The following is a 3,466-nucleotide window of genomic DNA, read 5'->3' on the forward strand; positions in this document are numbered from 1 at the left end:
CAGTCCTATCGGGAGCTTCACTTCACGGCCCGCATCCCCACGCCCAGTTGATCAACCTGAGACATCCACATCTATCAGGATGAAATGACCTCAGTGAATCATGGCTTGGAGTGCTCTGGAGCAGATGCGGAAGACTCCGATTTCCGTTTCAGCGGTTGGGAGACAGTTGCGTAGATGGTCTTGAATCGAAAGTGGTTGCGCGACGGTTTTGAGCGTTTGTCGACTTGCGGTAGTAATTGAGCGGGACAGCAGGCTGCTCCGGCAGTAGGAGGAAGGCCTGGCGTTCCGTCGCCTACATAGGGCGTTCGCGCAATCGTCGACGAAGGTGTGTGAAGGTGGCTCATGACCGTCGGCGGGAGTCGGCGATTGTGACCCGCTTCTCAACCGTGGAAACTAGCGCTGTTCCTCTCGGCAGAAGGGTTCTGCGTGGACGGCCACGCCGGGGTCTGTGCGTCACGACTGCGCCGTGCACGAAAATCTCGCCGCCCCAGACGCCCCAAGGCTCCGCACGTTCCAAAGCGCCGGAAAGGCACGCGTCCTTCAGCGCGCACTTGGCACATAGCGACTTGGCGAGCTCGATCTCCGGAACAGTGTCGGCGAACCACAGGTCAGGTTCGAACTGGCAAGGGAGCTTCGTACCCGGGTCGTCGCTGAAGTCAGGCTGGGCGACCGCCCGACCCATCCCGCTCACGTTCCCTTCTTCGCCATGCTAAACACCGCGGAGGTACCGGCGGGCGCCCGAACCGTGTCGTGGGCGAGTTGGCGCAGCGTGGTGAGGGCTTTGGCTTCGAGTTGGCGAATGCGTTCGCGGGACAAGTTGAGCCGTGCGGCGGTCTGGGTGATGCTCAGTGGTTCGTCGGTGTCGAGGCCGTAGCGCAGCCGAATGAGCAGCTGCGAGCGTGGGTCGAGCGTGCCGATGAGCTGGCGGAGGTGGTTGATTTCCTCGTCGGCTTCGTGGATGTCGGCGGGGCCGGGGGCGTGGTCGTCGAGGAGGATCTCGCAGAAGGTGGCGGTGCTGTCCTCGGCTACGGGGGCATCGAGGGACACGGTTCCTGCCGACCAGCGGCGTAGGTCGGCGATGCGTTGTTCGGTCATGCCGGTGGCCTCGGCGATGTGTGCGCAGGTGGGTTGCTCTCCGAGGGTGTGCCAGAGGTCGTGTTCGGTTTTGCGCATCCAGTTGATCTCTGCTTGCAGATCGGCGGGGCGGCGGATTGTGAAGCGCTGGGCGTCGATGGTGCGGCCGATGGCCTGACGGATCCACCAGGTGGCGTAGGTGGAGAACTTGTAGCCGCGGCGGTAGTCGAACTTTTCCACGGCGTGGACCACGCCGAGGTTGCCTTCCTGGATCACGTCGAGCATGTCGACGTCGGCGCGGCGGTGGCGGCGTACCACGGACACGACCAACCGGAGGTTCGCCTCGATAAACCTGGCCTTCGCGGCAAGCCCTTCGGCGGCGATCTGCTCGAGTTCGCCGCGAGCGGCACCAGTCGGAAGGTGGTCGTGTTCGAGCAGCCAGGAGGCGTACAGCCCGGCCTCGATACGCTTGGCCAGCGCGACTTCTTCGGCCGCGTCCAGCAGCGGGTGCCGGGAGATTTCGGCCAGATACATTCCGATTAGGTCCCGCTGGCCGAACCCGTCGTCCAGCCGCGGCTGCGCGTTGCCGTACCTGTTCACGTCCATGCCGAATACCGCCTTCGGACCCCGGCCTGCTGCGCGGACTCAGATGACGAGGCCGCAGGCCGGGTGCGCCGACTGCGGCGCAGCTCCGTGACCTCGGCAGTGACCGCCTCTATCCGGCGGTTGAGCGACTTCACGTACAGCAGGAAGACCTCCAGACCGTTGACCGGCTCGAAGACAGACCGGGCGTCTGCCACGGTGGTGTCATTCGTGCTCATGCAGCCACCTACCTTCTCAAGACCCGAATCGCTGTGGCGGGGTGATTGGGCGGGGCGTGTGTGGTACGGCGTTGTATCGCACACGCCCCGCCTGCTCCCGCGGGTTCGGCTGGTCGCGTCGGGGACGCGTGCCCGCCCGGCCGGTCCACGGGCGTCCGTGGGGATGTTCAGGCGTACACGGGTGGTGTGTGCGCTGGGCGGGGGCGGGTCTGGCGGCGTTCGACTGCCGCCGGGATGGGCGGTGCGGTATCCGGGGTCCAGGCCGCGGCGCGACCGCGGGTCTGTTTGGCCTGGTAGAGGGCGGTGTCCGCGCGGCGCATCAGCTCGGCAGCGGTCTTGCCGGGTGTGTGGGCGGCGACGCCCACGCTGCATCCGACGGTCAGCTCCAGGCCCCGGGCCTGCTGCGGCCGGGCGACGGCTGCCACGGCCTGCTCCAGCAGCGCAAGCGCCTGATCCGGTCCGGTCGGCAGGATGATCGCGAACTCGTCGCCGCCCAGCCGGGCGACCATCGCGTCGGGCAGGGCGGCGGCCAGCCGCCGGGCGGTGACGGTGAGGACCTGGTCGCCGGCGTCGTGGCCGAGGGTGTCGTTGATCGTCTTGAAGTGGTCGAGGTCGGCCATGGCCAGAGACCAGCCGGTCGTCGAGGCCAGTTCGGCCAGGCGGGCCGTAAGTGCGCCGCGGTTGGGCAGGCCGGTCAGCGCGTCAGTCGCGGCGGCCTGGCGGGCGTCGTGGAGCTGGGCCGCCCACCGGCGGCGCTCCCTGCGCACGCGCACCAGGTTGCTGGCCCAGCCGGCCGATGCGGCAAGCGCCAGGCCGGTTGCCATCAGGCTGTTCAGCGTCGCGGTCATGGCATGCTCCCCGAAGACTTGTGGCTGCTGCCGGTTGTGCTGACGGTCCTAGACTGCTCGTCGCCCCTGTCGGCATCCTTTCAATCTGGTGTCAGTGGCCCTTTTCGTGCGTGTCCACCATCGCCCCGCCGCGCTAAGCGGCACATTGGGGCAACCCTCTAACGCGGCCCCTCAAGGTCGCCCGCAGGTGCGGACCGGTTTAGCCGTTTATGGGAGGTTATTACCATTCCGTGCCCATAGTTGCAGATGAGGTCGCCTGGTTGCCTTACAGAACAGCACAGCACAGCACCGCAGCACCGCACCCGCGTACGGTGACGACTCGGCTACGCCTTCTGTGGTCGTTTGCGCCAGACCGCAGGCCTGCCGCGGGGCACAGGGGGTGCGCCCGGCGCAGCGGGCAGGGCGTGGCAACCGGGTGCGGCCGCGGTCACGCCAGGCAACTGTTGGCGCGGCTGGCCGGTTCCGGGTATCACTGTGCACCCCTCGAGGGCATAACCGCCTCGGCCTGGCCGCCTCAACGATCGTTGGTCCCGGCGCCAGGGTGCCCACGAGCTCCGTAAGCGGAGGCCGACTGGCGGTGCCGCACCGATTGCCCCCGCGGTCGGCACGGCACCGCCCGGCGGGCTTTCCTGCGAGCCGAACCGAGGCGGGGCTCGGCTCTCCAACCCCCGGCGAGGTGATCTTGCGGTGGTGTTCGGTGGACCGAGACTCGCCCCGCGTTGC

The 3,466-nt window shown here is 67.5% G+C and carries 4 protein-coding genes; all 4 read right to left on the reverse strand.

Annotation, left to right across the window (positions count from 1 at the left end; translation table 11 throughout):
• Positions 1-340 precede the first annotated feature (340 nt).
• The 4 genes from AB0J67_RS39960 to AB0J67_RS39975 all read right to left on the reverse strand — a co-directional run bounded on the left by AB0J67_RS39960 (position 341) and on the right by AB0J67_RS39975 (position 2,743).
• On the reverse strand, positions 341-682 hold the full coding sequence (locus AB0J67_RS39960) for a WhiB family transcriptional regulator (RefSeq protein ID WP_363490850.1): 342 nt from the start codon (positions 680-682) through the stop codon (positions 341-343).
• Between the two features lie 5 nt (positions 683-687).
• A complete protein-coding gene (locus AB0J67_RS39965) occupies positions 688-1,680 on the reverse strand; it encodes a sigma-70 family RNA polymerase sigma factor (protein WP_363490844.1) in 993 nt (330 codons plus the stop codon).
• Positions 1,671-1,895 carry a hypothetical protein gene (locus AB0J67_RS39970; RefSeq protein WP_363490846.1) on the reverse strand — a complete coding sequence of 75 codons (225 nt, stop codon included), beginning with the start codon at positions 1,893-1,895 and terminating at the stop codon, positions 1,671-1,673. The genes AB0J67_RS39965 and AB0J67_RS39970 overlap by 10 nt, the downstream gene beginning before the upstream one ends.
• A gap of 167 nt (positions 1,896-2,062) precedes the next feature.
• Positions 2,063-2,743, reverse strand: coding sequence for a GGDEF domain-containing protein (locus tag AB0J67_RS39975; protein WP_363490848.1), 681 nt, complete (start codon positions 2,741-2,743; stop codon positions 2,063-2,065).
• Between the last annotated feature and the right edge of the window lie 723 nt (positions 2,744-3,466).

The organism is Catellatospora sp. NPDC049609 (assembly GCF_040675365.1).
Taxonomy (GTDB): Bacteria; Actinomycetota; Actinomycetes; order Mycobacteriales; family Micromonosporaceae; genus Catellatospora.

What these genes read in the sequence shown, in the direction of transcription:
- AB0J67_RS39960 (WP_363490850.1), bottom strand. Translation starts at nt 682, where the DNA reads ATGGGTCGGGCGGTCGCCCAGCCTGACTTCAGCGACGACCCGGGTACG.
- AB0J67_RS39965 (WP_363490844.1), bottom strand. Translation starts at nt 1,680, where the DNA reads ATGGACGTGAACAGGTACGGCAACGCGCAGCCGCGGCTGGACGACGGG.
- AB0J67_RS39970 (WP_363490846.1), bottom strand. Translation starts at nt 1,895, where the DNA reads ATGAGCACGAATGACACCACCGTGGCAGACGCCCGGTCTGTCTTCGAG.
- AB0J67_RS39975 (WP_363490848.1), bottom strand. Translation starts at nt 2,743, where the DNA reads ATGACCGCGACGCTGAACAGCCTGATGGCAACCGGCCTGGCGCTTGCC.